General features: G+C 60.4%; 20 protein-coding genes. 13 read left to right on the top strand and 7 right to left on the bottom strand.

Annotated features, from left to right (window positions below; all coding sequences use genetic code 11):
• Positions 1-158 precede the first annotated feature (158 nt).
• The 3 genes from KDK82_RS26580 to KDK82_RS26570 all read right to left on the bottom strand — a co-directional run bounded on the left by KDK82_RS26580 (position 159) and on the right by KDK82_RS26570 (position 5,228).
• Entirely contained in the window at positions 159-1,031 is an 873-nt protein-coding gene (locus tag KDK82_RS26580; RefSeq protein ID WP_088166672.1) for a flagellin domain-containing protein, read from the bottom strand.
• 291 nt (positions 1,032-1,322) lie between these two features.
• A complete protein-coding gene (locus KDK82_RS26575) occupies positions 1,323-2,174 on the bottom strand; it encodes a flagellin domain-containing protein (RefSeq protein WP_065346521.1) in 852 nt (283 codons plus the stop codon).
• A 249-nt stretch (positions 2,175-2,423) separates the two neighbouring features.
• Positions 2,424-5,228 (bottom strand): tetratricopeptide repeat protein, encoded by a 2,805-nt coding sequence (locus tag KDK82_RS26570; protein ID WP_088166671.1) that lies wholly within the window; start codon positions 5,226-5,228, stop codon positions 2,424-2,426.
• Positions 5,229-5,586: 358 nt separating this feature from the next.
• Between KDK82_RS26570 and KDK82_RS26565 the strand changes: the two genes are divergently transcribed.
• The 9 genes from KDK82_RS26565 (at position 5,587) to KDK82_RS26525 (ending at position 14,233) form a co-directional block, all read left to right on the top strand.
• Positions 5,587-5,811: an acyl carrier protein gene (locus KDK82_RS26565; protein ID WP_065346523.1), complete on the top strand. Its 225-nt coding sequence runs from the start codon at positions 5,587-5,589 to the stop codon at positions 5,809-5,811.
• Between the two features lie 5 nt (positions 5,812-5,816).
• Positions 5,817-6,854: a ketoacyl-ACP synthase III gene (locus KDK82_RS26560; RefSeq protein WP_050042322.1), complete on the top strand. Its 1,038-nt coding sequence runs from the start codon at positions 5,817-5,819 to the stop codon at positions 6,852-6,854.
• Between the two features lie 5 nt (positions 6,855-6,859).
• Positions 6,860-7,624, top strand: coding sequence for an SDR family NAD(P)-dependent oxidoreductase (locus KDK82_RS26555; protein WP_088166670.1), 765 nt, complete (start codon positions 6,860-6,862; stop codon positions 7,622-7,624).
• 113 nt (positions 7,625-7,737) lie between these two features.
• A complete protein-coding gene (locus KDK82_RS26550) occupies positions 7,738-8,898 on the top strand; it encodes an FkbM family methyltransferase (RefSeq protein WP_218827096.1) in 1,161 nt (386 codons plus the stop codon).
• 94 nt (positions 8,899-8,992) lie between these two features.
• Positions 8,993-10,132 (top strand): aromatic ring-hydroxylating dioxygenase subunit alpha, encoded by a 1,140-nt coding sequence (locus tag KDK82_RS26545; RefSeq protein WP_088166669.1) that lies wholly within the window; start codon positions 8,993-8,995, stop codon positions 10,130-10,132.
• Positions 10,133-10,146: 14 nt separating this feature from the next.
• The gene (gene rfbF / locus KDK82_RS26540) at positions 10,147-10,920 is read left to right on the top strand and encodes a glucose-1-phosphate cytidylyltransferase (protein ID WP_088166668.1); all 774 of its coding nucleotides are present in this window, start codon (positions 10,147-10,149) and stop codon (positions 10,918-10,920) included.
• Between the two features lie 6 nt (positions 10,921-10,926).
• Positions 10,927-11,985, top strand: coding sequence for a CDP-glucose 4,6-dehydratase (rfbG, locus tag KDK82_RS26535; protein WP_088166667.1), 1,059 nt, complete (start codon positions 10,927-10,929; stop codon positions 11,983-11,985).
• Position 11,986: 1 nt separating this feature from the next.
• Positions 11,987-13,342, top strand: a complete 1,356-nt coding sequence (gene rfbH, locus KDK82_RS26530; RefSeq protein ID WP_088166666.1) for a lipopolysaccharide biosynthesis protein RfbH — start codon at positions 11,987-11,989, stop codon at positions 13,340-13,342.
• Between the two features lie 3 nt (positions 13,343-13,345).
• Positions 13,346-14,233: an NAD(P)-dependent oxidoreductase gene (locus KDK82_RS26525; protein ID WP_088166665.1), complete on the top strand. Its 888-nt coding sequence runs from the start codon at positions 13,346-13,348 to the stop codon at positions 14,231-14,233.
• Positions 14,234-14,246: 13 nt separating this feature from the next.
• On the opposite strand, the gene KDK82_RS26520 is transcribed toward KDK82_RS26525, so the two are convergent.
• From KDK82_RS26520 to KDK82_RS26505, 4 genes are all read right to left on the bottom strand, one after another.
• Positions 14,247-15,350, bottom strand: coding sequence for a glycosyltransferase (locus KDK82_RS26520; protein ID WP_179217979.1), 1,104 nt, complete (start codon positions 15,348-15,350; stop codon positions 14,247-14,249).
• A 3-nt stretch (positions 15,351-15,353) separates the two neighbouring features.
• Complete coding sequence (locus tag KDK82_RS26515; RefSeq protein WP_088166663.1) at positions 15,354-16,055, bottom strand: sugar acetyltransferase; 702 nt, start codon at positions 16,053-16,055, stop codon at positions 15,354-15,356.
• Positions 16,056-16,150: 95 nt separating this feature from the next.
• Entirely contained in the window at positions 16,151-17,314 is a 1,164-nt protein-coding gene (locus KDK82_RS26510) for a DegT/DnrJ/EryC1/StrS aminotransferase family protein (RefSeq protein ID WP_179217978.1), read from the bottom strand.
• Positions 17,311-18,972, bottom strand: a complete 1,662-nt coding sequence (locus KDK82_RS26505) for a glycosyltransferase (protein WP_088166661.1) — start codon at positions 18,970-18,972, stop codon at positions 17,311-17,313. The genes KDK82_RS26510 and KDK82_RS26505 overlap by 4 nt, the downstream gene beginning before the upstream one ends.
• Positions 18,973-19,347: 375 nt before the next feature.
• Here KDK82_RS26505 and motA point away from each other — a divergent pair, with 375 nt between their 5' ends.
• The 4 genes from motA (at position 19,348) to KDK82_RS26485 (ending at position 22,406) form a co-directional block, all read left to right on the top strand.
• A complete protein-coding gene (motA, locus tag KDK82_RS26500) occupies positions 19,348-20,208 on the top strand; it encodes a flagellar motor stator protein MotA (protein ID WP_012202536.1) in 861 nt (286 codons plus the stop codon).
• Between the two features lie 24 nt (positions 20,209-20,232).
• Positions 20,233-21,270, top strand: a complete 1,038-nt coding sequence (gene motB, locus KDK82_RS26495) for a flagellar motor protein MotB (RefSeq protein ID WP_088166660.1) — start codon at positions 20,233-20,235, stop codon at positions 21,268-21,270.
• A 124-nt stretch (positions 21,271-21,394) separates the two neighbouring features.
• Positions 21,395-21,781 carry a chemotaxis response regulator CheY gene (gene cheY / locus KDK82_RS26490; RefSeq protein WP_012202534.1) on the top strand — a complete coding sequence of 129 codons (387 nt, stop codon included), beginning with the start codon at positions 21,395-21,397 and terminating at the stop codon, positions 21,779-21,781.
• A 10-nt stretch (positions 21,782-21,791) separates the two neighbouring features.
• Entirely contained in the window at positions 21,792-22,406 is a 615-nt protein-coding gene (locus KDK82_RS26485; RefSeq protein WP_012202533.1) for a protein phosphatase CheZ, read from the top strand.
• The last annotated feature ends 103 nt before the right edge of the window (positions 22,407-22,509 follow it).

The following is a 22,509-nucleotide window of genomic DNA, read 5'->3' as shown; positions in this document are numbered from 1 at the left end:
ACACCTCCGCGCCATAGCGCAGAGCGCGTCCTTGCGAACACGCACACCAAATGCCCGAGAGCATTCCCCGGTATCTTATCGACCGGTTTTTCTGGAACCTGAGGCTTTTTTTGGCTACGCCCCGCGCAGCCAGGCTCAAAAGCCCCGCGGGCTCCCTCTTACTGGATCAGCTTGAGCACCGACTGGGGCAGCTGGTTGGCCTGGGCCACCATGGCTGTGCCGGCCTGCTGCAGGATCTGCGTGCGGCTCAGGTTCGCGGTTTCAGCGGCGAAGTCGGCATCCATGATGCGCGAGCGTGCGGCCGAAGTGTTCTCGGCAGCCACCTGCAAATTGGAGATAACGGCTTCAAAGCGGTTCTGGGCTGCACCGAAGGTGGCGCGTGTGTTGTTGACCTGGTCCAGCGCCGTATCGATGGCCGCCATGGACAGGCGTGCATCAGGGGCCGAGCTGCCTGCGCCGAGCAGCGAGCCCAATGCTCCGCCCAATGTCGGCGGCGTGCCCGCAGTGATGTCCAGACCGCCAGGCGCAGCACCTGTCAGGTTCACGGCCATGATCGTGATCTGGTTGTCGGCGCCGGTATTGGCTCCGACCTGGAACACGGTGGGATTGTTGTTGTCCAGCAGTTGGCGGCCGTTGAAGCTCGTGCTGCCGACAATACGGGCGATTTCCTGTGCCAGTTGCTGGAACTCCTTGTCCAGCGAGCCACGGTCCGTCGTGCCGTTGGTGTCGTTGGCGGCCTGCACGGCCAGCTCACGCATGCGCTGCAGGTTGTCGCTGAGCTTGCCCAGCGCGCCTTCGGCCGTCTGCGCCATGGAAATGCCGTCATTGGCATTGCGCATGGCCACATTCATGCCGCGCACCTGGGCGTTCATGCGCTCGGCAATGGCCAGGCCCGCCGCGTCGTCCTTTGCACTGTTGACACGCAGACCCGAGGACAGGCGCTGCATGGTCGTGCTCAGCGACGACTGGGATGTGCTGAGATTGCGCTGGGCGTTAAGCGAAACAAGATTGGTGTTGATGATGGATGCCATGGGGCAGCTCCTCGTTAGGCATGAACAATGGCCAACCGTTCGACGACCCCAAGCCGCCAGAACGCCAGAAAGCACGCCAGGACTTCCAGCTCTGCCTATCTGATGCCAACGATTGTGCGGAAAAGCCCCTGCGCCAAAGCGCCGATAAAGCCCATGATCCGGCGCCAATTCACCCTTCGAACACCCTCTTTGCTCACGCTTTCGGCCAAAAAAAAACCCCAGGCAGATGCCTGGGGTTTGGAGAATTCCGGCCGCCTCCTGCTTGGGAAGGCAGCCAGACTCGTACTACGATCAGCGCAGCAGGGCCAGAACGCCCTGGGGCAGCTGGTTGGCCTGGGCCACCATCGCCGTGCCGGCTTGCTGCAGGATCTGCGAGCGGCTCAGGTTGGCGGTTTCCGAAGCGAAGTCGGCATCCATGATGCGGCTACGGGCCGAAGCGGTGTTCTCGGAAGCCACTTGCAGGTTCGAGACCACGGCCTCGAAGCGGTTCTGCGTGGCGCCCAGCACAGCGCGCTCGGAGTTGACCGTGTCCAGAGCCGTGTCCAGGTTGGAGATCACGGTGGCCAGGGCGGTAGCGTCCAGAGCCGTGGTGGCGTTGGAGCCGATCGAGGCGCTGGTGATGGCCGTGATGTCGGTGTTCGTGCCCAAGTTGCTCGTGGTGACCGTGATCGAGTCGTTGGCCGAGGTGTTCGCGCCGACCTGGAAGTTGATGGCGCCGGAGTCGGTGCTCAGAATCTTCTTGCCGTTGAAATCAGCGCCCTTGATCACGCGGTCGATTTCCTTGCCCAGCTCGACGAATTCCTTGTTCAGCGAAACCTGGTCCTTGGCGCCGTTGGTGCCGTTACGGGCCTGCACAGCCAGTTCACGCATACGCTGCAGAGCGTCGGTCACCTTGGACAGGGCGCCTTCAGCGGTCTGGGCCATCGACACGCCGTCGTTGGCGTTGCGCACTGCCACGTTCATGCCGCGGACCTGGGCATTCATGCGTTCTGCGATGGCCAGGCCAGCGGCGTCATCCTTGGCGCTGTTGACGCGCAGGCCGGAGGACAGGCGCTGCATGGTGGTGGACAGCGAGCTTTGCGAAGTAGCCAGGTTGCGCTGGGCGTTCAGCGATTGCACGTTGGTGTTGATAGACATGGCCATGGTGACAACTCCTAGTAAAGTCAGTTACGTCGCCGCCACGGTGCCCTCGCTTATCGCAAGGCGGGCGGCGGCGGCCCAATCCGACCATCGGCCGCTTTCACATCGAATTACGCGGCTTTTGGTGGGCTCAGGACTTTTTGTCCCTCTGCTGAGTTGGTTTTCGGAGCTGCCCCGGCGAACTTTAGGGGGACTTCACAAGATTTTTTGCACCGCGCGGCATGGCCCATCCGCGCGGTGCCTGATTCGCTGTTACAAAACGGGCGCCACGGGAGCGGCCAGACCCAGATCCTCATAGGAGACACGCAGATCCACAGGCTCCTGCCCCTGGCACCAGCGGGCCCAGGCCTGGCGCATCCCCATCGCCACCGAGCGCGCCACGATGTCCGCCTGTTGCGGCTCCAGGTCCTGCAGGCGTGCGCGCAGCCCCTGGCGTATCTGCTGCAGCTGCGGCAAATGTGCCTGCCAGAACGTAGCCTGGTCCAGCAATTGCGCCAGGTCCCGCGCTGCAAAGCCCTGGTCCAGGCCCACACGAGCCATCACTTCGGCCGACTGCCGCCCCGCCAGCAGCTCCCCCATCAGCGTCAGCGTGGGCACGCCCATCCACAGTGCGTGGTTGGTTACCACTCCGCCGGTGAAGGGCAGAGTATCCAGGCAGATATCTATGTCATGGTGGGCCTGCAGATAGTGCTCGAATCCCATCTGCTCCACAAAATCGACGCGCTGCGCGGCTACGCCCTCCTCGGCCAGCCATTCGCGCAGGTGCTGCGGAGGACCGGAACGGGGACAGGCCGCGATCTTCAGCCGCGCCGTGGGCAGCGTGCGCAGTACCTCACCCCAGACAGAAACCACCTTGCGGTTGATCTTGGACAGGCGGTTGAAGGAGCCAAACGTCAAATGCCCGTTGCGCAGCGCCGGCAGTGGCGCCACGGCCTCCTGGTGGATACCTCCGTCGAAGACGTAGGCCAGCGGAACACGCATCAGCCGCTCCGTCAGCTGGGTCTTGAGCAGTTCATCTTCCAGGATCAGGTCGCTGAGCACAATGTAGTCCATGCTCTCCAGGCCTGTACTGCCGGGGTTGCCTATCCAGGTCATCTGCAGCGGCGCGGGCTTGGCGGCAAACAGATCCAGCCGGTGCCCGCGCGTGTGGCCGCTCAGATCGATCAGGATATCGATGCCGTCGGCCCGCACCAGGTTCGACAGCGACTGCACATTCATATCCCGGATACCGCGCCACAGCTGGAACAGGCCCTGGAACTCCTTGGTGACTTCGTCGTGGATCTCGTTGTTGCAATAGGCAACGCACACCAGATCGCTGTGCCGGGACAGCTCGCGCATCACCGGCAGGAAGAACTTGGCGGCCGCATGGGCGCGAAGATCGCCGGACACAAAGCCCAGGCGCAATGTCTTTCCGGGGTCGCGGGCATTGTCATGCCCGGTCCCTTGCTGCCCCGCGGAGTGGCACCGCATGAGCGCGCCATATTCGCGGTTGGCCCGGCCCACCGAGGCTGCACTGGCCTCAGGAGAATGGATCATGGCGAACAGGCGCGCGCTGTAGGCGGGCTCGTAGTCCGAGTGCAGCCTCACCAGTTCATCCAGCTGTTGCATGTGGCGCGCGGCGTCACCGCAGCGGTCCCAGTAGGCGGCACGCTGGAACATCAGATCCCGGTCACCTGGCAAGCGCTCCAGCGCGGCCGTCAGCGCCTGGTCGAGCCGGGGCAGATCACGGGTTTCAAGCAGCACGTGGCAACGGATGATCTGTGCGCGAGCGCTATCAGGCTGAATGCGCAGCGCTTCTTCAAGCAGTTCCAACGCTTGATCCCACTTCTTCTGGGCGAACAGCGTGAAGGCCGTTTCGCAGAGAAGCACCGCATTGTCGGGACGCAATTGCAGCGCCTTGCGCAAGCAGGTTTCGGCTTCTCCCAGTCGGCCGCCGGCACACAGCAGCAACGCCAGATGCAGCAGCAGTTCCAGGCTGCCGGGATCGAGCTGCAGCGCCATGCGATAGGCCGTTTCCGCCTGCAGCTCCCAGCCAGCCTCGCCCAGCACATGGGCGCTGGCCAGGCACAAACGCAGGTCCTCGGGCCGCTGCTGCATGAGCAGCACCAGGAACTGCGCACATTCCTGCAGCCGTCCGGTCTTCTGCAGCGCAGCGGTCAGCCGCGACAGCGTGTCCACATCCTCGGGATCGAGCAGCAGCGCGTTCACATAGCAGGGCAGGCTGTCCTCGGTACGGTCCTGGGCACAAAGTGCATCGCCCAGATGCGAGAAAGCCTGGGTCCAATGCGGCCGCAGCGCCAAAGCCGCGCGCATCGCACGCTCGGCCTCGGCCGCGTGGCCTGCCTGCAGGCAGATACCACCCAGGTTGAACTGCACCTCGGCATCGCGCGGCAGCAGAACGGCTGCCTGGCGCGCTGCCTGCAGGGCCGCCTCGATGCGGCCGTTCGCATGATCGGCTGCCGCCTTGAGCTTCCAGACCAGGCCGCTCTTGGGGTACTGGCGCACCAGCGACCCCGCCAGCTGACTGACCTCGGCATGCTCGCGCTGGGCGAACAGCTGCATCAGCAGCCGCAGCTGCGCATCGGGCACCCGGCCCCGGCCATCGCCGGCAGCAGGCGCCATCTCCGGCTCAGCCGGCCCCAGCGGCCAACGCGCGGCCTGCTCCTCCAGAAACGCTGCGGCCTGGGCGCCCTGCACCAGAGCCACATCCTTTTCCAGCTGCTCCAGCGCAATCTCCTGCATGCCGTTGGCCCGTGCCACGTTGATCAGCGAGATGGCCATGTCCAGCAGCCCCTCACGGATCAGCATGTGGATGTACAGGCGCCAGTAGCCAAAATCCGCAGGCCGCACGCCGATGGCCGCCTCCAGATAGGGCAGCGCCTCTGCGCTGCACAGCTGGTGCAGACCCAGCAGCTGGGCCATGCCGTGCAGGGCTTCGGCATGGGCGGGCTCCTGCTCCAGCACCCTTTCATAGGCTTGGCGAGCCTGCTCGAACTGCCACTGGTCATGCAACTGGCGGGCTTGCTGCAAATGCTCGGTCGTATTCATCTTGGTCATCAAGGTTGCGGGCAAGCGCCCCACCACAGGCCCGGCCCCAAGCCGACACCCGCAAAAATACCGCCATCGTGCAGGCAAGCCAGCAAACACGGCCCCTGGATAAGCGGGAGCAAACCGCATTTCTTCCACTTTTACCAGGCGGCTCGGCTACTGCCTGCTACAAAACAGGAAGCGCGCCAAGGAGCCATATGCCATCATCCCCCGGGTCCGCCAAGACAGCATCGCCCCGCACAGCATCGGAACAGGACTCGCTTTCGCCTACAGTTTCACCCTTCCGGCGCAGAGGCGCTCTGCGAAAATTCATCGAAGCGTCTGCCCTCATAGACGGGCGCGTAGCCCTTTTTCAGGAACCCATCCCATGCCCTCCATTGACCAATTCATCGAAAGCTTTCTGACCGCCGTGGACTTCCAGGAGGCAGTCGAAGTGACCCCCGAAACCGAGCTCAGGAGCCTGCCCGAGTGGGACTCCCTGGCTGCGCTGGGCGTGATCGTCATGTTCGATGTCGAATTCGGCAAGACCATCACCGGGGACGACCTCAAGAACTGCTCGACGATCACCGACCTCTACAAGCTGCTGGGATAACCACCATGGCGCTGTCCACTCTGCACAACGTCCGCTTTGCGGGCATGTCCAGTTGCGTTCCCAAGCGGGTGATCTCCAATCTGGAGGATTGCCCACCATCGCAACGCTCCGAGCGTGAAAGGCTGGTGCGCAACATCGGTATAAAGACGCGGCGCATCTGCCCGGAATGGCAGTGCTTTTCGGACCTGGCCTTTGCTGCCACAGAAAAGTTGCTGGCCGAACTGCAGTGGCAGCGCAACGAAATCGATGCTCTGATCGTCGTTACACAGTCTCCCGACTATCTGATTCCATCCACCGCAATCATTCTTCAGGACAGGCTGGGATTGCCACACGGAACGATTGCTTTTGATGTGAATCTGGGCTGTTCGGGTTATCCGTTCGGACTACACCTCCTGGGCAGCATGATTGCAGCAGGTGGAGTGAAGAAGGGATTGCTGCTGGTGGGCGATAAATCGGCTAACATCAATGATCCACTCTTCTCAGATGCAGGAACCGCGACAGCGCTAGAGTTCTCGGCCGATGCATCTCCCATGCACTTTGACCTCAATAGTGACGGCAGCGGCTACAAGGCCATCATGAAGCCTATTGGGGGGCATAGGGAACCGTACGCAATACATCATGGCATTCCAACCCGCGATGAACATGGAATTCTCCATTGGCCCAATGATTTATCTCTGGATGGACCAGCAGTTCTGAGCTTCTCGACACAAAGAGTGCCACCTGCCATACAGCAAATCCTCGAATACGCCAAGCTTGAAAAGAATAATATTGATTATTATATTTTCCACCAAGCGAATAGAATGATAAATGAGACCATCAGGAAAAAGCTGGGACTTACTATCGAGCAAACTCCAAGCACTTTGCATGATTTTGGCAACACCAGCAGTGCGACTTTACCGATAACAATTACGGCGCGACTTCGCGATACACTTGCGCAAGACCGGCACAAAATACTTCTCTCGGGATTTGGAATTGGCCTTTCATGGGGAGCCTGCATCATGGATATCGATGGCGCTTGTCTTCCTGAGTTGATCGAAGAATAACCCTCATGAACCACGAGACTTTCACTCCCTTTCACCTGCATGACCGCCGCATCATCGTGACGGGCGCAACTTCTGGACTGGGCCTTGCTACGGCCTTAGCTTGCGCACGCATGGGTGCCCAGGTGCTGGGGATAGGGCGAAATCCAGAGCGTCTGGCCAGCAGCCTGCAGCAGTTGAAATCCATGTCGGATAAGCCCCATGAAATGCTGCAGGCGGACCTCACCCTGGAAAGGGATCGTGAAAGACTGGTCGCACATATTGGAGGCCCGGTGCATGGAGTGGTGCACAGCGCCGGAATCTCTCGCCTGAGTCCCGTACGCATGATATCGGAGCAGCACCTCAGAGAAGTCCAAGCCATCAATGTCGATGCCCCAATGCTTCTAACGCAGGCTCTACTCAAACGGAACCTCATAAGCGCAGATGGTTCATTGGTTTTTCTCTCATCAATTGCGGCTCATATAGGGGTTCCAGGAGTAGCGGCATACTCAGGCACAAAGGCTGCACTAATAGCAATGGTGCGCTGCTTGGCCATGGAGGTTGTCAAGCGACGAATACGGGCAAATTGCTTGTCTCCAGCATTAGTTGAGACACCACTACTGGAGGCGACAGCAACCGTAGTAGGCTCCATGGAAAAAGAGCGAGGTAACTATCCTCTCGGATTCGGGAAACCAGAGGATGTTGCCAATGCCGCAGTTTTTCTATTATCGGATGCCAGCCGCTGGATAACTGGCACTACCTTGGTCATGGATGGCGGACTGACCGTCAGTTGACGTGGCTTGCTTTTGCTTTTTAAGGAGAGGGCTGCGCGCGAGCCCTGACACCCGGATCTGCGGCGATGCCGCACCCCCTCCGAAGAATATGACAATACCTCTTGATTGCTGAAATGAGCCTTTACGCCCATCTGATCGAATCTTTTGCCCGCTCCGGGGAGCCAGAGTCTCCCGCTCTGTTGAACGACCGACCCTTGGTGGTGTTCGGTCCCCAGTCGTTGCTGGGGAACATGCATCTGAGGTACTTGCTGGACCAGGGAGCATCCATCATCCTCGGCGTGGACGACTACACCAGCAAGGAATCCGTGGAAGGAATCCCCATCGTCAAATCCGCCCAGCTTATCGAGCGGGCAGGAAGCTTTCCGGCCAATACCCTGATGGTGGACTTCAGCCTCAGCCTGTTTGCCAACGGCTTTTGCCGGCATCTGGCCCGCCACGCCGGGCTTGAGCTGAGGGATGTATTCCAGGTACTGGCCTGCTTCAACTCCGTGGCGGTCTACGAAAAAATCAGGGACTACCGGAGCAACACCCTGGCGCGCGCCGACGACTGGCTGAAGCTGGCACAACGCCTGGGGGACAATCACAGCCGGGAAACGCTTTATGGCGTGCTGCTGCAGCGCCTCGAATATGATCGGCGCTGGATGAACGACATTCGCATAAGTCCCAGGGATGAGTATTTCGGACTGGCGGGCGAGAGCAACACCTTCACCCTGGGCAACAGGGAGCACTTCGTGGACTGCGGCGCACACCGTGGCACGATACTGCACAAGCTGTTCGGCGTCACAGGCTGGAACTATGCCAGCCTGCATGCCTTTGAACCGGATGCCGAGAATTTCCAGGCCCTGCAGCAACTGGCACCCTGGAAGCTTGAGAAATTCCACACCCACAACTATGCCGTCTCGGACCAGACCCAGACCCTGCGCTTTCACCAGACAGGCACCATGGGTAGCCATATTTCAGATCAGGGCGATGTCAGCATACGTTGCGTGACCGTGGACGACTGGGTGGAGCGCGCCACCTTCATGAAATTCGATGTGGAAGGCTTCGAAGCGCGCGCGCTGCAGGGCTCAAAGAGACTGCTGGCCGAAAACCGGCCGCGCCTTGCCGTGGCGTCCTACCATTACGCCACCGACTTGCTGGATATTGCCCAGACCATCGATGAGCTGGCCCCGGGTTATACCTTCTTCTTGCGCCATCATGCCGGCTATTTCTACGACACCATGCTGTATGCGACACCGCGCGGCGATTGGTTGCCAGGCACCGATGCAGCCTAGCAAGAGAGGGGAGGAGGGTGCAAACCTTGCCTCAAAGTGCCTCTTGCTGGCTCCTGACGCCTCAAGTACTGGCTGCATTTTTCTTGAAGATTCCATGCCCACTCAATCCATCCCACTGGCGGCCTACCGTGACCCGAGTCAACATGCTTTCGAGCAGGGCCAGCTGTTTCAAAAAAGCTGGCTGTTTGCTGGCCTGCTTTTCGAATTCCAGGGGCTCACCCACCGTGGCCTGAGCCTGGGCGGTACAAGTCTACTGCTGCAATGCGATGCCCAGGGCAAGCCACATGCTTTTCTGAATGTGTGCGCCCATCGCCATGCCCGGCTGTGCGAGCCCGGACTGCACAAGGGTGCCGTGCGCTGCCCTTACCATGGCTGGGTTTACGACAGGCAAGGTGTCCCTGTGGGAATACCTGCCAAACAAGCATTTCCCCAAGTGGTTGCCGAGCCCGAGAAATTCAAGCTGACCGAGTTTGCCTGCGAAGCCGTGGGCCAGTTCATTTTTGTACGGCTTTCCCCTCAAGGTCCCAGCCTGCGGGACTATCTGGGCAGTCAGTATGATTTTCTGGAACGCGCCAGTGAAGGTATGGACTCCGTGCTCGATGAATTCCAGGAGGACGTTGAGGCGAACTGGAAAGTCGTGATCGAAAACTCCCTTGAGGGCTATCACGTGCCGGCCGTACACAACCGCACGTTCGCCCAGGTCGATGGCATGAGCCGGCAAGAAGAAGCGCCCCTCTTCTTTCTGAATGACCGCCTGCACAGCCATCTTGAGCACGCTGCCAATGCTGAGTGGGTGGCACGCTTTTCACGCATGGAGCCCAGGATTGGTCAGTGGCCTTGGCGCTTCGAGCACTATACCCATCATCTGATTTTTCCAAATCTCACAGTCACCTCTTTCATGGGATACAGCTTCCACGTACAACGTTTCGATCCCCTTGCCGTGGATCGCACGCGCGTGCATTCACGAACCGTGGGCGTGTCTTTGAAGAAAGGCACCGAAATGGGCGCGAAGATGATGGAACGCATCCATGCCGATGGCCACGCCTTTACGCGTAAAGTATTTGCAGAGGACGGTGATATCTGTCGCAAGGTGCAGGCGGGAATCAGCCAGGCCACACGCCCCGCCGTTCTGGGAGAAGGCATTGAAGATCGCGTCAAGCATTTTCACAATGCCTACGTCAGCCAGACCGAATCAGGGCGCCTGCCCGAGTCCATTCCGATTTGCAGCCATTGAGGCATCGCCCTACCATGAAGGCAGTGATTTTAGCGGGGGGCCTGGGCACACGCCTGAGCGAAGAAACGACGACACGGCCCAAGCCCATGGTGGAAGTGGGTGGAAAGCCGATTCTCTGGCATATCATGAAAATATATTCCTACCACGGAATCAATGATTTCATCATATGCTGCGGATACAAGGGGTATCAGATCAAGGAGTATTTCGCCAACTACTTCCTGCACATGTCTGATGTCACCTTTGACATGCGAAACAACGAAATGCAGGTGCACCAGCAACGGGTGGAGCCCTGGCGCGTGACCCTGGTGGACACGGGCGACCACACCATGACCGGGGGCCGTCTGCTGCGTGTCGCTGCCCATTTGCGAGACGAAGAGGCGTTTTGCATGACCTATGGCGATGGCGTCGGGGACATCGACATCGCCGCGTCCATCGCTTTCCACCGCCGGCACGGCAAGGTGGCGACCATGACGGCCACCTATCCTCCCGGGCGGTTTGGTGCCGTCGCCATTCAGGCTTCCCGGGTCACACAATTCAAGGAAAAGCCCAAGGGAGACGGCGGCTTGATCAACGGCGGCTTTTTCGTACTGTCGCCCCGCGTGCTGGACCTGCTGGACAATGATCAAACGGTGTGGGAACAGGCACCCTTGACGCAATTGGCAGAGCAAGGGGATCTGATGGCATTCGAGCACGAAGGCTTCTGGCAACCCATGGACACCCTGCGTGACAAGCAGAAGCTGGAAGAATTGTGGGAACACGGGCAGGCTCCGTGGAAGATCTGGGAATAGCGCTCAATGGCCCCCTCTTCAAGTTTCTGGCATGGCAAACGTGTGTTTCTGACAGGGCACACGGGCTTCAAGGGCAGCTGGCTCGGCCTCTGGCTGCACCACCTCGGCGCGATGGTCCACGGCTATGCCCTAGCGCCAGACACACAGCCCAACCTGTTCACACGAGCGGGCATCGCCCGCAGGCTGACGGATACCCGGGGCGACATCCGGAACTATGGAACACTGAGCTCGGCCCTGGAAAATTTCCAGCCCGACATCGTCATCCACATGGCAGCGCAGGCCTTGGTTCGGCCGTCCTACGACGACCCGGTGCAAACCTATTCCACCAACGTCATGGGGACCGTGCACCTGCTGGAAGCCGTCCGCAAGATCGACTGCGTCCGGGCCGTGGTCAACGTGACCTCCGACAAGTGCTACGAGAACCAGGAATGGGACTGGGGCTACCGGGAAAACGACCCCCTGGGAGGCCGCGACCCCTACAGCAACAGCAAGAGCTGTGCCGAGCTGGTTACCCATGCCTTCCGCCAATCGTTCTATGAACAGCGCGGCATAGGCCTGGCCACGGCCAGGGCAGGCAATGTCATCGGCGGTGGTGACTGGTCTGCCGACAGGCTATTGCCCGATATTTTGCGTTCGCTGGAAAAAGGCCGGCCCCCGCTCATCCGCTCCCCGGGAGCCATACGCCCATGGCAACATGTGCTGGAGCCTTTATCGGGGTATCTCTGCCTTGCGCAAAAGCTGTACGAAGAAGGCGCCGCCTTCTCCCAGGCATGGAATTTCGGCCCACTGGACGAAGGGGCCAGGAACGTGCGCTGGATCACGGAAAAGCTGATGGCACTCTGGGGCGAAGACATCGACTGGAGCTGCGATGCGGTGACAGGCCCCCATGAAGCCAATGTGCTGAAACTCGATATTTCCAAATCCGTCCAGCACCTGCAATGGCAGCCGCGCTGGCAGCTCGACCAGGCGCTGGCCAAGACGGTTGAATGGCATCGCGCCTGGGTCAGCGGCGCCAACGCCTGCGATCTGGTGATGTCCCAGATCGAATCCTATACCTCGGAATGATATGAACTCATCGACCTCCTCGCCGCAGGCGTCCTGCCGGACGCCCGAGGAAATCCGGCAAGACATTCTGGAACTGGTCCAGGAATACTCCAGTCTGGTTCATGCGCACCAACCCTTTCTTGCGGGACTGTCTCCCGTGCCCGTTTCTGGCAAGGTCATTGGCACCCTGGAGCTGCAGAACATGGTGTCGGCCAGCCTGGATGGCTGGCTGACCACGGGACGGTTCAATGCGGAATTTGAAAGCCGCATGGCCAGCTACCTGGGCGTCAAGCACTTTCTGACCGTCAATTCCGGATCCTCAGCCAACCTGGTCGCCTTCTCCTCCCTGACGTCCCCTAAGCTGGGCTCCAGGGCCATACAGCCCGGCGATGAAGTCATTACCGTCGCCGCTGGATTCCCCACCACGGTCAACCCCATTCTTCAGTTCGGCGCAGTACCTGTCTTCGTCGATGTGGACATCCCCACCTACAACATTGATGCCACCGTCATAGAAGCGGCCATTTCACCCAAGACCAAGGCCATCATGATTGCCCATACGCTGGGCAACACCTTCGACCTCGAAGCCGTGGTGGCGATATGCAAAAAGCATGGCCTCTGGCTTGTCGAAGACTGCTGCGATGCGCTTGGTAGCACCTACGACGGCAAGCTGGTGGGAACGTTTGGCGACATCGCCACCCTGAGCTTTTATCCGGCACACCACATCACCATGGGCGAAGGCGGTGCCGTCTTCACCAATAATCCCAAGCTCAAGCGGGCCGCAGAGTCCTTTAGGGATTGGGGCCGGGACTGTTACTGCCCTCCCGGCCATGACAACACCTGCAACAAGCGTTTTTGCCGCCAAATGGGCGAGCTTCCCGAGGGATACGACCACAAGTACATTTATAGCCATCTGGGCTACAACCTGAAGATCACCGACATGCAGGCAGCATGCGGCTTGGCACAGATGGACAGGTTGCCGGGTTTCATCGCTGCCAGAAAGCAGAACTTCCAGCAGCTCACGAAGCGCCTGAAGCATCTAGAGGAATTTCTCATTCTTCCCGAGCCAACGCCCCGCTCGGACCCCTCCTGGTTCGGCTTTCCCATCACCTTGAAAGAAAATACGGGATTCAGCCGCCTCGATCTGCTGAACCATCTTGAGCAGCACCGCATCGGCACACGGCTGCTGTTTGCTGGCAACCTGCTCAAGCAGCCGTACATGGAGGGCCGCACCTATCGCGTCAGCGGTGGCCTGGCAAATACCGATCGCATCATGCACCAGACTTTCTGGATCGGTGTCTATCCAGGACTTGGCACAAACCATCTGGAGTACATTGCCAGCCGCTTCGATGCATTTTTCAGAACAACGAAGCCGGCCTAGCCCATGCGGATCCTCATCACAGGTGCCAGCGGCTTTCTGGGCCAGCATGTGTGCTCGGCGCTTTTGCAGAAAGGCCATACGCTCACCGTGGCCCTGCGCACCGAAATACTTCCTGAACCCTTGCGGCAACTGCAGGCACGGTATCCCCTGTCGCTGCATATGGTGCTCTATGGGCAGCACCTGGACCTGGAAGGACAGGATGGCATCATCCATATGGCCACCCAGTATGGCCGGTCGGCCTGCTCGCGCACTTCGGACATCATCGCGTCCAATGTGCTCTTGCCAGTACGACTGCTGGAGGACGCCATTGCCCAGGGCCTGCAGTTTTTCATCAATACCGATACCTACTACGCCAAGGCTGGCCCGGGACACCTGCTGCAGAACTACATCCGCAGCAAGGCCCATTTCCGGGAATGGGCCGACGTCATGGCAGGGACTCGCATACGGCTCATCCACATGCGTCTGGAGCATCTCTACGGCCCCGGTGATGCCATGGAGAAGTTCTGCACTGCCCTGACACGCAACTGCCTGAACCATCTTCCCCGGATTGCCTTGACCTGCGGCCAGCAGATGCGGGACTTTCTCTTTGTCGAGGATGCCGCGCAGGCCTATGCCTGCCTGCTAAAGGGCCTACCAGAGCTTGCCAGGGGTTGCCACAGCGTGGAGGTGGGTACAGGCCAGGCGATTGCCCTCAGGGATTTCTGCCGAGAGCTCCATGCCGCGACGGGCTCCACCAGCGTTCTGGGTTTTGGCGATATTGCGCTTGCCCAGGGAGAAATAGGCTTCTCGGCCGCCCGGCCGGGGCTGCTGCAGACACTGGGCTGGCACAGCACCACCCGCCTGCAGGATGGCATTGCGGCGCTGATTGCCGACGTGCGCAGCCGCACGTAGCAGACCCCACCACTCACACCACTTGCAGGGTATTGCGGGGATAGGTGCGCCGATCCAGATTTTCCTTGATCAAGATCACACCCAGTTGTTCATTGATGCTTCGCTCAGACTGCGCATCATCCTGCACATGGCTGCGAATCCTGGACAACAGGGCATGCATCTCCTCATTACCGTAAGCAGCATATGCTTCCTGAAAAATATCCCACTCTTCTTCAAGGATGGGCTGACGGGTCCTGACCCTGTCCCATTGGTTGCTGAGCATGCAAACAGCCAACGAATGAATCTTGAGATGAACAAGTTTCTCATTGGAAAAAATCAGGTCTCTGATACTCAAAATTTCACGCCAAGATCCCATTCCATATTTCTGGAGATGCTGAAAACACTGTAGCATGATGATCGTCACGGACTTTAGCCCCCCTGCAGAATAAGGCAAAATATTGTCCATTCTGTATTTCGTCACCGGCTTCTTCTTTAGATACTTGCAAGGAATATCGTGAAAGGCCTGGAGCACGCAAAATGAAAAAGAATGAGGCGAATGCAAGTAATCAATCTCATTGACCGCTCTGAATTTTTCCTTCCGAAACACACAGGAGCCCAGATAAACAAAGTAGTAGCCCCAGCCTAGCGCATGGACGGCCTGCAGCAAGGATGAAAAATAAATCTCATCCTCGGGATAATTGCCGTGTGTAATAACACATCGACGACTCAAATCTGGTGTCCATGAGTCGCGAGCCACCAAGAAAATTTCGGGGGATTCCTGTCTGATGTGGCCCAATATGAACGACAACGCGCCTTGCTCCAGAGCATCGTCATCGCCCAGTGTCCAGAGATAGCCCCCCCGGCCAAAGTGCTTTGCAGCCAGAATGCTTTCCTCCATGGGAACGCTGTGCGGACGGCGTACATAGGAGATAAACGGATAGGCAGCACACATATCTTCCATGAGAAGACAGGTGACATCGTCCAAGCCATTGTCCACAACAACCACTTCAAATTCCGCCTGCAGCTCTGGCTCCAACCGTGCCTGCTCAATAATGGAATCCAGCATTCCCCTCAGGTACCGAGCTCTATGATAAGTCGGTATGACAATAGAAAGCAAAGGATCTTGTAAAACGGACATCATTCAGCCCCAACAAAAGCGTTTGGCAGGATTTCCCATAACGGTAATGCCTGCCGGTATTTTCCCGAACACCACACTGCCTGCAGCCACCACGACTCCATCGCCTATGACGGCCTTGGCCGTGATGATGCTGCCAGGGTGAATTTGCACACCTTCACCGATCCTGGCATTTCCAGCCACCATACAATGTGCGCCTATCGATGTCCAATCTCCCACACGTACATCATGGGCAATTGCAGTGAAATTACTGACCGTCACGAAATGCCCCAACCGAGCATTTGGCGACAGGGTGGCGTGGGGCGCCAGAATACACCCAGGCGCTATGGATGAATGGGCAGACGGCGCAGCCAGCTCATGAACAAGGCGGATGAACTGGCCACCCTGGCGCAATATATTTTCGGTGTATTTTTTTCGCTGTACCGGATCGCCCAGTGCGCAGACAAAAAGATCGTCTGACTGCACCTCGTAAGTGAGCGGATCGCCGACAACCCCATGGTTCATTGCGTATCTGGTGCGCGTTTGCTCGGATGCAGGTGCTGGATAGGGCAATGATTCATAGCACGCAGAAAATTCATTGAGAATTTCTTTTCGGCTATCGAGAAAACCGGCAATCATCCACTCACGCTGATAGCCATAACTTTCTATGGCCAGTGTCAAGACTTCCCTACCAAATCCACCGGCTCCGATGATGAACAATCTTTTCATTATTTATATACGTTGATACAGAGCCGACTCCAAGTTCGGCTTCCAAACTCGCTCCCATGGCAGCTGCGGGGCAGAACCAGGTGCTCCATATGCTGTCAGGCCCTGCTTGCCTGGACGGCCGCAGATACAGCCAGCTTCAAACGCCCGCGCTGCATCGCCTCCATCCCCAGAAAAAATGGCAGGCCGACCAGCGTGCTGGCCAAACGGTCCGCATGGGGTGTCTCCAATGCCTGGCAATGGGGCAGCAAGGCCTGCATATGCTGCAGCAGCGGCTGGTACCAGCGCCGCGTGGTGATATGCATCTGCTGGCAGGTCTGTTCAAGTGCCCTGCGCGTGCCATCGTCAGGAAGTTGGGCGCACAGCAGCGAGGGCGCAACCAATGCGCCTCCCGCACCCAGACGCTGCCAGACCAGAGAATGTCCACTGGCTTCATCGAGTTCCTCCATCAGGCACGCATGCAGCCTGCGCCTTTCCAGGGCATGCTCCTCCCACACCTGCAGCGACGCCAGGCCGATGGCAGCATGGTATTCGCTCATCTTGGCATTGGTCCCCACTCTGGCCAGCGAGCCCAGGGGCATGCCGGCCTTTGGGTCCAGGTTGATGCCGAAATTCGAGAGCTGGCGTACTCGCGCGGCCAAGCCAGGCCGGGTGGAGACAACCAAGCCGCCCTCGCCCGCCGGCAGGCTCTTGGTGGTGTGCAGACTGAAGACCAGGGTGCCCTCGGCGCCCTGCAGCCACTGGCTGCCATAGGCCGCAGCTGCGTCTATGACCACGGGAAGTCCGGTGTCCTGCTCGAATTGCTGCCAGGCTTTCATGTCGTGGGGCATACCGAAGGTGGCCACCGGCAGCACGGCGTCCACAGGCGTCACAGCGCAGGCGGCCCGCGCAATGTCGGGAGTGAGCATCCAGTCATCGGGGTCCACGTCAGCCAGTACGGGCAGATGACCGGCACGCACCACGGCTGTGGCCGTAGCGACGAAGGTAAAGGCCGGCAGCAAGATGCGCGACCCCGGCGCCAGCTCCAGCGCCTGCAGCACCAGCTCCAGGCCCTGCGTGGCGTTGGAGACCGTGGTCAGATCGTCCACCGGCAGGGCAAAACGCTGCGCGAATTCCGACTCCAGCTCCCGGACCAGGGGGCCATAGTTCGAATAGTGCCGCGCCGCATGCATGCGCTCCAGCCAAGGCATCAGCACCTGGGGCGAGGGCATATCGGGCACCAGCAGGGGCACCCACTCTGACGAGGAGCAAGAGTCGCTCATGTCTGCGCTTCCGCTTTTGCTAGCAAGGCCTCCAGGTCAGTATCGACCGTGAGGATGTGCTGATCGCCGCGCAGCCAGTTGAGCCACATGAGGCGATAGGATGTCTCCAACTCCCGGGTCCGGGCAGGATAGTCCATGAGTATGCCGCCCGCCAGCTGCGCGCGCGCTGTCAGGCGCTGCTGCTGAAGGCGCTCGGGGTCGGCCATCAGATCGAGTGCAGCCTGCACATAGCCTTCAAAGTCATTGGCGATCACACCGCCAAAGCCCAGGCCCTGCAGCGTGCGCGCCGTCGCCGCATCCACGCCACGCTCCGCATCCAACGCCACAATAGGCAGCCCCATCCACAACGCATGCAAGGTCGTCGTCCCCCCGGAAATGGGCGAGGTATCCAACGCCACGTCGGCGATATGCCCTAGCTCCATGAAACCATCCAGCGGCTGCTGGTGCAGCACGGACACGCGGTCCAGCGGCATGCCGGCTGCTTCCACGCGCGGCTGCATGTGGGCTTGCGCGGCATCGGGGTCCTGTTCCTTGACCATGATGATGAGTCGGGCGTCCTGGCACTCGTGCAGGATGCGAGCCCAAACCGCCAGCATCTCGTCGGTGATCTTGGCGGAGTTGTTCAGGGAGATCAGTGTGGGATAGCCGTTGCGCAGCATGGGCGGCTCTTCGCAAAGGGGAGAGTACTCCGGCGGTGCATAGCTGGCCATGCAGCCCAGGTAAAACAATTTTTCAGAGTAACAAGGCGCATGACTAGGCGGCGCCATGCCGCCATCCACCAACCGGTAATCCATGGCCTTCATCCCCAGCGTATGCATATAGCCCAGCCAGGTCACCTGCACGGGTGCGGCGCGGCGGGCGAAGACTTCCAGGCGGTGGCCCAGGGTGAAGCCTGACAGGTCCACCAGCACATCGATGCCGTCGGCGCGGATCTGTTCGTAGAGCTGATCGTCGGTCTGCTCGACCGCATCGTGCCAGTGCGGCACCAGGGCGCGCAGCTTCTCGGTCATCTTGTCGGGGCGGCCGCTGGAGTAGACGTGGATCTCGACGTTGTCCGGGTTGTGGTGCTCCAGCACGGGCCGCATGAAGAAGGCAACCGAGTGCTGGCGGAAGTCGGCCGTGACATAGCCGACCTTGAGCTTTTTGCGCGGGTTGCGATCGCGCGGCGGAAAGGGCTTGGCGTTGCGGGTCAGCGGGTCGGCGAAGCGCCGGCCCCAGTCGCGCGCCACTTCCAGGGATTTGAGCGGGTCGCTGCTGGTGTGCGAGTGGATGTAGGCCCGCGTCATCCAGTGCGTGTTCTCGTTCTTGGCATGGCGGCAGGCGTCGTCGATCAGGTCGCAGGCCTCCTGCCTGCGGCCCGTGCTGAACAGGGCCAGCGCCAGCAGGCGCTGGGCGTTGGGCATGCGGGGCTCTATCTCCAAGGCCATCTGCAACGCTTCCATGGCCTGTGGCCAGATGCTCATGCGCACGTAGACAAAGCCGATGTGCAGCCAGACCTTGGAGTTGCGCGGGTCCCGGGCCACCAGTTGCGCCAGATCCGACAGTGCCTCCAGGAACTGCGCGCGATCGACCATGGAGCGGATGCGGGTCAGCTCGCTGTCGATGCTGGGCGGCTGCGCAGCGGCAGCAAAGGCGTTGGCAAGAGGTGAAGATGGCATGGCGATGCAGCAGAGGAAGTATCAGGCCGGCCCGCGGTCGGCCCGCGGTCCGCACGCTTGTGCGCGCGGTGACACAAAGAATAAAACTATGCCGACTATCCTCGCATGCGCGCCGCGCGATCCGCTATTAAGCGCCCGCCTTGCAAGACTCAAACAGGCACCGATTTGCCGGCCTTTTTGGGCTTTTGGCGCGCAGCGGCGCGTTTACACCTGCATCTCAGGGCTCTCAAGTATTGATGCCTGCGGTCGATAGCTTGACAAGCCATGGGTTCGTCGATGGCCGCCACCCCGCCACGGCCCAGTGTCAAAACAAGCGCGCATTTCCAAGCCAGTTCCGACTTTTCCATCGGGACACCTCTGACAGAATCCACTCCCATGCTTGTCATCATCGGATACATCGTCGCCTTCGGTTGCATCTTCGGCACCTATGTGCTGCACGGGGGCAACGTCCAGGTCATTCTCAAGGCCCTGCCCTTCGAGATGGTGACCATCGGCGGCGGCGCCATCGGCGCCTTCATCGTGTGCAACCAGCCCAAGGTGCTCAAGGCCACGGCCAAGGCCATCCCTGGCGTGATGAAGAGTTCGCGCTACACCAAGGCCCGCTTCATGGAGCTGATGGCCCTGCTGTACGAGATTCTGCAAAAGGCCCGCAAGGAGGGCCTGATGTCCATCGAAAGCGATGTGGAGGCACCCAACGAGTCGCCCATCTTCACCAAGTACCCCGAGCTGCTGGCCGACCACCATGTGGTGGAGTTCCTGACCGACTACCTGCGCATGATGGTGTCGGGCAACCTCAACTCCCACGAGATCGAGTCGCTGATGGACAGCGAGATCGAGGCGCATCACGCCGAAGCGCATGCCCCGGTCAATGCGTTGACCCGCCTGGCCGGCGCCCTGCCCGCCTTCGGGATCATTGCGGCCGTGCTGGGTGTGGTGAACACCATGGGCTCGGTGGGCCAGCCGCCTTCCGTGCTGGGCGGCATGATCGCCTCGGCCCTGGTCGGCACCTTCCTGGGCATTTTGCTGGCCTATGCGCTGGTGGAACCCATGGCCGGCCTGGTGGAGCAACGCGCCCAGGATGCTGCCAAGGAACTGGAGTGCATCAAGACCACCTTGCTGGCCAGCATGCAGGGCTACAACCCCGCCACGGCCATCGAGTTCGGCCGCAAGGTGCTGTTCTCCACCGAACGTCCCGGGTTCCTTGAACTGGAAACCCACGTCAAGGGCAAGAAGTAATCCTGCGTCCAGCAGCGTCAAGCCATGGCAGAGAAAAAGTTACAGCCGATCATCATCAAGCGCGTCAAGAAGACGGCGCATGCACCCCACGGCGGTGCCTGGAAGATCGCCTATGCCGACTTCGTGACCGCGATGATGGCCTTCTTCCTGCTGATGTGGCTGCTGGGCTCCACGGCCAAGGGCGAGCTGCAGGGCATTGCGGCGTATTTTTCCTCGCCGCTGAAGGTGGCGATGGCCGGCGGCGACGGTGCGGGCAACAGCTCCAGCGTGATTCCCGGCGGCGGCAACGACCTGGCCAAGGTGCACGGCCAGGTGCGGCGCTCGGAGGCGGCGGACAGCTCCAACCGGCGCACCAGCGTCGATGCAGGCCGCGCTGACCAGGCCCAGGTGGATTCCAACCGCATCAAGGCGCTCAAGGCCAAGGTGGACGCGATGATCACCAGCAATGCGCGCCTGAACGAATTCCGCTCGCAGATCCGCACCGACGTGACGCCCGACGGCCTGCAGATCCAGATCGTGGACGAGCAAAACCGCCCCATGTTCGACAGTGGCAGCGCCATGGTCAAACCCTACATGCGCGACATCCTGCGCGAAGTGGGCGCGGCCTTGGCGGGCGCGGAAAACCGCATCAGCCTGTCCGGCCATACCGATGCCGCCCCTTACGGCAATGCCGACCGCGGCTACAGCAACTGGGAGCCGTCCTCCGACCGTGCCAACGCGTCGCGCCGCGAGCTGGTGGCGGCCGGCATGCCGCTGAACCAGCTGGCCCGCATCACCGGCCTGGCCAGCAGCGACCTGCTGCTGCCCGATGATCCGCGCGCCCCGCAGAACCGGCGCATCACTATCACCGTGCTCACGCAGGAGGCTGAAAAGCGCCTGCTGGGCCACCGCGGACCTGTGACACGCAACGCCTTGCCGCCCTCATTGGCGGGCGGCAATGGCGGCACGGCGAATGCGGCCACCACCGAATCCGCAACCGGCGAGACCGCTGCGCAGCCCGCCGCCACCTCGCCTGCAGCTGCCCCGTCTGCGCCCGCGTCACCTGATCGTGTAACAAATTAAGGTTTGCGCCCGATGCTGCCGAAAAGCAGGAAAATTCCCACATTGCGCCAAGAAGGTTTCATATTGTTACCATCGCGGCGGATTCTTACCAGTACCGAGCACCTACCGACCGAAAGGGCCTCACGTGGCTAATGCCCTGCGTTTTTTGATCGTTGACGACTTCTCCACCATGCGGCGCATCGTGCGCAATCTGCTCAAGGAGAGCGGCTTTCCCGAAGCCGATGAAGCCGAAGACGGCGTCGTGGCACTGCACAAGCTGCGCAACAGCAAGTTTGATTTCGTGGTGACGGACATCAACATGCCCAACATGAACGGCTTCCAGCTGCTCACCGAAATCAAGCAGGACGACAAACTCAAGCACCTTCCCGTGCTGATGGTGACGGCCGAGGCACGCAAGGAGGACATCGTGGCAGCGGCCCAGGGCGGCGCGGCAGGCTACATCGTCAAGCCCTTCACCAAGGCCACGCTGGAAGAGAAAGTCAACCTGATCCTCAAAAAGCTGGGCCTGTAGGGCACGCGCCATGAGCAACCCGGATGTCCCCGACAGCGTCCACTACAAGGTGGGCGTTCTCACGCGCCAGCTGCATGACTCGCTCAACGAGCTGGGCTATGCGGACCGATTGCGCGGCAGCATGGGAGAGCTGCCGGACGCGCAAAGCCGCCTTTCCTACATTGCGCGGCTGACCGGAGAAGCCGCCGAGAAGGTTCTGAACCGCGTCGAATTGGCCAAGGTCCAGCAGGACCGGCTGGCCGAGCGTGTACGCGCCATGCGGGCACAGATGGTCGAGGACCCCGTGGCGGCCGTGGCCAAGGGCCGGGTGATGAACTTCCTGGAGGAAGTCGAGCAGGGCACGCAGCAGGCCGACGAGCACCTCACCGAGATCATGATGTCCCAGGACTTCCACGATCTCACGGGCCAGGTCATTGCCCGCGTGGTCTCGCTGGCCGCCGATCTGGAGGACCAGCTGGTGCAGTTGCTCATCCAGACCTCGCCCAACCCGCAGCAGACGGCGCTGGAGCCCCTGGAAAAGCCCAAGGAGCACCTCGCCGGCCCCGTGGTCGATCCCGAGAAGACGCCCGATGTGGTGACTTCGCAGTCCCAGGTGGACGATCTCCTGGCCAGCCTGGGATTCTGATCAACCCGGGGGGCGCCCGGCGCCTCCCCTCTCATTGCAGGGCAGCCTCTTTCGCTTGGGCGCAAGGGGCTGACTGCCATCTTCGCGGCGCCCTTGCACCATG

Source organism: Delftia sp. K82 (assembly GCF_002193035.1).
GTDB lineage: Bacteria > Pseudomonadota > Gammaproteobacteria > Burkholderiales > Burkholderiaceae_C > Comamonas > Comamonas acidovorans.
This window is presented reverse-complemented; position numbering and strand designations above follow the sequence as displayed.